Here is a 6,293-nt window from a genome sequence, read left to right on the forward strand (position 1 = left end):
GTTGGGATGGCTCGTCGCCGTAGGCGACCCGCTCACACCCGCTACCCCAGTAGCGCGGGTGCTCACGGCTGACGCCGAGTGGGTGTTGCCAGCGCAATGTGACGGAGTGCTAACCGAACAACTAGCTGCGCCGGGAGCGCAGGTGGCTGCCGGCGCAGTCCTTGCCCGCTACGCGCCGCTGCGCCGCCTCCGGGTGACGCCGTTGGCGCGGCGAATGGCAGCGGTGTTGGGGATCGATCTCGCCACTCTGACCGGCAGCGGGCCAGCGGGCCGGATCGGGCGCGATGATGTGTTGGCGGCGGTGAGAACGAGCGAGGGTTCCGCTGAACTCCACCCGGAGATGATCACGGCGCCGGCTGAGGTGATGCCGCCTGAACCGGTGGGGACTATCGTTGAACCGGCGCCGATACTAGCCGATCAGATGGCTGCCGTCGCGACCGTCATTAAACCGCCGTTGGCCATCACCGAACTCATTCCGCTGGCGAGCGCCACCATTGCCGTAAATGTGCAGCCGCTCTTGCGCCGGTGCGCAGCGCAAACCGCCGAATTCGCCGCGCGTGGTCTGCAAGCCACCCCGCTTGGCGCGTTGATTGCGGCGGCAGCGGCGCTCTTCCCGATGCACCCCCTGATCAACGCCGCTTGGAGTGATTCAGCCATCATTGTGCGCCATCGTTACCACGTGGCTGCTGGATTGCCTGATGGGCGCTGGCGCCTGATCGCTGATGCCGGTGATCTGACCGAACGCGGCATTGCCCGCGCCTTAGCGCAAGCGAACGACGATCTGAGCGGGGCGACCTGTGTGATTGCGGCAACGAACGGCTGGTGGCAGGTCGTGCCGCCGTTGCCGGGCACATCGGCGGCGTTGACGCTGAGCGCGGCCCATCCGCAACCGGTGGCGCTCGATGAAACAACCATGGTGACAGGTGCAATCGCGCATCTCAGTGTGTGGTACGATGCGCGCATCCTCGATCATCTCGCGGCGATGGCGTTTTTACGTGATGTTTGCCGCCAGCTTGGCGTGGAGTAGGGATAGCGCGATGCTCTATCCCCAAGGAATAGAGTGATGCTCTATCCTTCCACAGTTGCCTCACAACTACAAAAAACCGCTACAATTTACCGCTACGCTATAGTTGCGGGTGGTATAATCTGTGTGTCAGGCTGGTAAACTATGATAAACGAAATAAGTCCGAGGGGGTAAGCCATGGCGAGCAAGAAGCAGCGGATCGGCGTGCTCACCAGTGGAGGCGATGCGCCGGGTCTCAACGCCGTCATCCGTGCAGTCGTCAAGTCGGCGTCCAGTCTCGGTTGGGAAGTGATCGGGATTCACGACGGGTTCGAGGGGCTGTTGGGGACGAAGAGCTATCGCGTGTTGACCAATGCCGATGTGCAAGGATTATTGCCGCGTGGCGGAACGATTCTGCGCACGACGAATAAAGGCCATTTTGGCCCGCGACGCAGCGATGAGCTGTCGGAAGAGGATCCGTATGTCCGCGCCGTCAAAGCGATTGAAGAGATGGGCTTGCGGGCGCTGATCACGATTGGCGGCGAAGGCACCCAACGCATCGCGCTAGAGCTGCACAAACTGGGTGCGCCGGTGATCGGGGTGCCGAAGACAATCGATAACGATCTCGCCGGCACCGATCGCACCTTCGGTTTTGATACCGCGCTGCAAGTGGCGACCGATGCGATTGATCGGCTGCACACCACAGCGGCTAGCCATAACCGGGTGATGGTGCTGGAGGTGATGGGCCGGCATACCGGTTGGATCGCGTTGCACGCCGGTTTATCGGGCGGGGCCGATGTGATCTTAATTCCAGAAATCCCCTTCTCGATCGAGCGGGTAGCCGAAAAGGTGCGTGCGCGCGATATGCAAGGGAGCGCGTTTAGCATTATCGTGGTGGCGGAAGGCGCGCGCCCGCGCGGCGGTCAAGAGATGTATATCGCTGAAGGCCGGTTGGGCGGGATCGGGCACTGGGTTGGCGAACAGCTCGAGCATCTGACCGGCAAAGATGTGCGGGTGGTGGTGCTAGGCCATTTGCAGCGTGGCGGCTCGCCCTCACCGTATGACCGCTTGCTCTCGACGCGCTATGGCGCGGCCGCAGTGCAAGCCGCTGCGCGCGGGATCTATGGCGAGATGGTGGCGCTGCGCGGGCAAGATATCGTGACGGTGCCGCTGGCCGAAGCCTGCGGCTACCTTAATCGGGTGCGCCCGCATAGCGATTTAGTGCTGTGCGCGCGGAGTTTGGGAATCGTGTTTGGTGATGAACTCTGATGCCGCCCACGTTGCCGGCATAAGCGCAGAGGTGACGAGACGATGATCCGCTATGAGATCGCCGCCACGACGGTGACAACCGCGCCGCCGGAGCGGGTGCTGGCTGTGCTTGATGATTTCAGCAATTGGCCACGTTGGATGCCATCGCTGGAACGGGTGCGGATTGAGTTGCCGCCGGATGACCGTCCGCGGCATGGGTATCGTTTCAAACTGCACGGGATGCTCGTGCATGCCGAGATGGAAGTGATCGACTATACGCCGTTGAGCCGGGCCACGCGCTTCCGGATCAGTTTTCCGCCGTTTCAAGGCGTCAACCGCTGCCGGTTGGTGCCGCTTGAGGATGGCCGTTACCGGATCGAACGGCTTGACCAACTGGAATTGCCCGATCTGGTTGCCCACCTGATTGATGCCACCCAGCGCAAACGCTTCGAGAAACTGGCGCTTGAATTTCTGCATGCGTTGCGCCGGGTGGTTGAACAAACGCCACATGGAACCGTCTCACCCCCTCCACCACCTAGCTGACCAGATCGAGCGGGCCGGTTTGAGTGTGCCGGTCGCAATGGTGTTGCAGATCGTTGCCCCGCTCGATGTGGTGTGCAGTCAAGGCGCGCAGGCGCTGGCGCCATTGGCGCGCGGCACGCGCTGGGCCGGCGTGATCGAGCTGTTGACGACGCCGGCCCATTGGCCTGCGCTGCGCGATCTGTTACAGGAGCGTGTACATAAACAGTCGTAACTGTTTGTGGTGCGCGCTGTCTCGTTTCTCCCGCTGGCATGCCGCTGTGGGTCAGGTACCAGTAACGCTGCCGCACGCCATCGCGGGCGGCCCCGAATCTTACGCATCGCGTTCTTTCTACGATTATGGATCGTTTTATCGCTTTGTGACGCTTTTTCTTGCCTCAAACAATTGACAAAGCCGATCTAGTGGGTTACACTCAATAGGAAATTAGCGGCCAAGTTGTAAACGATTGCGCGTTGTCGGAACGTAAGGAAGCGTCTGATGAGTCTGCCGGCAATTTTCTTCATCATTGCGCTGGCCGTGGTCATCGCCCTTGTCTGGCTGCATCACGCGCGCGTGCTCGCTGGCCGGCTGCCGGTGCGGCGGCCACTGCCGGCGTTGGATGCTTTACAGGCGGCGCTGGCGCGCAGTGCGGAAACAGGCCGGGCAGTCCATCTTGCTCCCGGCGCGAGCACGATCGGGGCTGGCGATGGGCAACGGGCCAGTACGGCTGAGTTGCTGGCTGGCTTGAACGTTGTGCGGCAGGCGAGCGAGCAGGCCGCGGCGAGCGGAGCCACAATTGTCGTCAGCTCGGCTGATGCAGTGGCCCATCTCGCGTTGCGAGGCGCTGTCCGCCAGTCGTACCGCGCTGTTGGCCAGCCGCAGGCGTTTGACCCGCGCCAGATCGAGCTGTGGGCGCATGCCGACGCGATGGCGTATGCGGCGGCTGTGGCGGCCCGCTATCATCGTGAACCGTTAGAGGCGAGCTTGCTTACCGGCGCTTTTGATCGAGAAGTGTTGCTGGCGGCAGAGATTGGCGCGCAACAACAGCTTCCGCAAGTATTGGGCAGCACTCATCCAGCGGCGCTGGGTGTGATGGCAGTGACAACGCCGCACGTGTTGGTTGGCGAAGAGATCTTTGCGGCGGAAGCGCATCTGACTGCGGCTCCTGCGCTCCAAGCGCGCTTGTTGACCCACGATACGCTGCGGACAGCGGTGATCTGGTTGATGGTGTTGGCCTTTGGGTACGGTGTGATCCGGTCGCTGTCGGGATGGTCGTTCTTGCCGGGGTGGTGATCGCATGTCGTCTCCGTTGCGCAATCCGCGCCAATTAATCGCGGTGCTAATCGCCGGTGTCAGCGGGTTGATCGTACTGCTTGATTTTGTCGGCGCCGGCCCGCCAGTCGCTGCCTTGGCGTCGGTGTTGGTGCAGTGGGCGGCGTTGATTACGGCTATCGCGGTGCTGATCGGCGCGTGGAGTGTGGCGCAGGCGCATGTGCGGCGCGTGCAGATGCGCGCGCCAGAAGCTCGCTATAGCCTTGTGCTGATTGCGGGGATGGTCATCGTGATTGTGGCCGGTATCTTCTACCCGACCCGCACTGCCACCGGCTTGGCGTTGCCTGCAACCTTAGCTTCACCGCCGATCCGCGCGGTGTTTCGCTTGATCTATGAACCGCTCGCCGCGAGCTTGCTCGCACTGCTCGCCTTTTTCGCTCTGAGCGCGATGCTGCGCGCGTTGCGCAGCGGGCGCACCGAAGCGGTGGTTGTGGTCGTCGTGGCGCTATTGGCGCTGATTCTTCAATTGCCGCCATTGACCTTGATCCCAGTGATTGGCCAGACTGTGCAGTGGCTCAATGATTATTTGATTGCTGCCGGCGCGCGCGGCCTTTTGCTTGGATCGGCGATTGGTGCGCTCGTGGCCGGCGTGCGTCTACTCATTGGCTTTGATATGCCGTATGCCGATCGCTGAGGCGGTTGCGCACCGGCGCTGATGATGCCACTATGGAACATCTACCGCCATGGCTTCGTAATGTGCCCTTGCCGCTGCCGCCGGACGAATCCGACGAGACGCCAGCGTGGTTGCGCGGTATTGATCGGATAACCCCGCCATCACCACCGTCTGCTGAGGCGATTCCTGATTGGTTGACGGTGCCTGAACCGGCGACTGCTCCCGCTGATGTGCCTGATTGGCTGGCTGAACTGCAGACAGAGGTGAGCGACCCGCTGGACAGCGCCGAGCCAGCGCTATGGCTGGCTGAGGCGGCGCCGGAACCTCCGCCTGAACGTCCGTCTCTCTTCGGCGCTACAGGCTGGCTGCAAAGCCTCAGTAGCGAACCAGCTCCCGCTGCCGATTCACCGGCTGAACCGCCACCAACCACGAGTTCGCGGGTGCGTATGCCCGTTGGCCCAACTGATTGGTTGCGGAGTATTGGCCATGAAGAGGCCATCGAACCAGCGCCAGAACCAGCGCCGGAACCGGCGTCGCTTGACCCTAATGCTGGTGTGCCCGAATGGTTGCACGATTTGAGCGAGGAAGAGCTTACACAGGCCTTTGCTGAAGCGCCATCGGAGCCGTCAGTGTTGCCGAGCGAGCCGGTTGCGGCAGCCGGGCAGCCATCTGAACCAGCGCTCGATGATTGGCTGAATGAATTGGCCGAGATTGCGCTGCCAGCCAATCCGCCGGATTGGGTGACAGGCGCAGCCGCAGATGACGAGACGGTCTTTGCGACCGATGTGCCGGAATGGGCAACGCCGAATCGGCCACCAGCTGGTGGCCCGCCAGTGCCGGATTTGCCGGCGTGGTTGCAGAATGTTGCCGGTGATGAGCCGCCGGCTGCTCCCGGCTCGGTGCGCCTTGATCTTCCATCGTGGCTGCTAGATGAAGATTTTATGTCGCCTCCGACAACGACGACCCCGCCAGTGGCGCCGGATGCGCTAACCTTAGTGGCTGACAGCAATGCGGCTCTACGTAACGTAACCAGCTCCGATGTTGACGTTCCGGCTTGGTTAACCAGTGAGGTTGAGCCGGCGCTGCAACCGGAAGCGCCGGAAGTGCCCGAAGCGCAAGAGACGCCTGATTGGTTGCTGGAAGCGGAGCAGCAGTTGAGCGCCGTTTCGCCAGAGCCGGCGCTGCTCGATACGTCGCCAACCGCCGGTTCCGCCGGCGATGTCCCGACGTGGCTGCACGAGGCTGACGCCGGTGATCGCTCTGGATGGGAGTCTGCTGCATCGGAGGCAGGCACTGCGCCAGTGTGGTCGCAGGAAGGAGAGGAGGAAGTAGGCGCAGCGCTAACGTGGTTGCAAGAGGAGGAACCTTCTGATCTCGTTGACAGCTCGCTTACGACAACATTGAGCGATATTCCGACGTGGCTCCGTGAGGCTGATGCCAGCGATCTCTCGGCTTGGGAGAATGAACAGCCAGCCGCAGCGAGTGAGGTGCCAGCGTGGTTGCGGGCGGAGGAGCCAGCCGCAGCGAGTGAGGTGCCAGCGTGGTTGCGGGCGGAGGAGCCAGCCGCGGCGAGTGAG

The 6,293-nt window shown here is 62.4% G+C and carries 6 protein-coding genes and 1 pseudogene; all 7 read left to right on the forward strand.

The window, feature by feature from the left end:
• On the forward strand, positions 1-1,027 hold a 1,027-nt coding region (locus U9R81_RS10295; RefSeq protein WP_322495373.1), incomplete at its 5' end, for an E3 binding domain-containing protein.
• A 174-nt stretch (positions 1,028-1,201) separates the two neighbouring features.
• The gene (locus tag U9R81_RS10300; RefSeq protein WP_322495374.1) at positions 1,202-2,272 is read left to right on the forward strand and encodes an ATP-dependent 6-phosphofructokinase; all 1,071 of its coding nucleotides are present in this window, start codon (positions 1,202-1,204) and stop codon (positions 2,270-2,272) included.
• A 42-nt stretch (positions 2,273-2,314) separates the two neighbouring features.
• Positions 2,315-2,794 (forward strand): SRPBCC family protein, encoded by a 480-nt coding sequence (locus U9R81_RS10305; protein WP_322495375.1) that lies wholly within the window; start codon positions 2,315-2,317, stop codon positions 2,792-2,794.
• On the forward strand, positions 2,760-3,005 hold the full coding sequence (locus U9R81_RS10310; RefSeq protein WP_322495376.1) for a hypothetical protein: 246 nt from the start codon (positions 2,760-2,762) through the stop codon (positions 3,003-3,005). The genes U9R81_RS10305 and U9R81_RS10310 overlap by 35 nt, the downstream gene beginning before the upstream one ends.
• A gap of 264 nt (positions 3,006-3,269) precedes the next feature.
• On the forward strand, positions 3,270-4,064 hold the full coding sequence (locus U9R81_RS10315) for a DUF6754 domain-containing protein (protein WP_322495377.1): 795 nt from the start codon (positions 3,270-3,272) through the stop codon (positions 4,062-4,064).
• A gap of 4 nt (positions 4,065-4,068) precedes the next feature.
• Positions 4,069-4,737, forward strand: coding sequence for a hypothetical protein (locus tag U9R81_RS10320; RefSeq protein ID WP_322495378.1), 669 nt, complete (start codon positions 4,069-4,071; stop codon positions 4,735-4,737).
• 32 nt (positions 4,738-4,769) lie between these two features.
• A pseudogene (locus U9R81_RS10325) lies at positions 4,770-6,293 on the forward strand (hypothetical protein); the annotation flags it as partial.

Source organism: Chloroflexus sp., from assembly GCF_034435895.1.
Classification (GTDB): Bacteria; Chloroflexota; Chloroflexia; order Chloroflexales; family Chloroflexaceae; genus Chloroflexus.